At 70.5% G+C, this 288-nt stretch carries 1 pseudogene; it reads right to left on the bottom strand.

From position 1 onward, the window contains the following. Positions 1-288 (bottom strand): annotated as a pseudogene (locus tag SB658_RS23195) (hypothetical protein); the annotation flags it as partial.

Genomic DNA, 288 nt, shown 5'->3' with positions numbered 1-288 from the left:
AGCTCCTGCTGGATCAGTTCGACCTCCGCGTCGATCTCGTCTTCATCCCAGTCGGGGTGAATGCTGCGGACGATCTCCTTGCGGGACGCGGCGCGAGCGGCGTCGAGCAGCTGTGCGGTGCGGGCGAGCTTCTCCGGGTCGGCCTGCGACACCGGGGCGAACTCGACCGCGGGCGGCTGCGACAGGTCGCCGAGATCGTCGCCGCCGAACACGGCCTTGTCGATCTCCAGCGCGGCGCGGGACCAGCGGGCGAGAGCAGCCTTCGCGTGGAGGGCCTTCTTGTCGCGG

It is taken from the genome of Bacillus sp. SIMBA_008, from assembly GCF_046535495.1.
In the GTDB taxonomy this organism is placed as follows: domain Bacteria; phylum Bacillota; class Bacilli; order Bacillales; family Bacillaceae; genus Bacillus; species Bacillus subtilis.
Note: the sequence above shows the minus strand (reverse complement) of the source record. Positions and strands in the feature narration are given on the sequence as shown.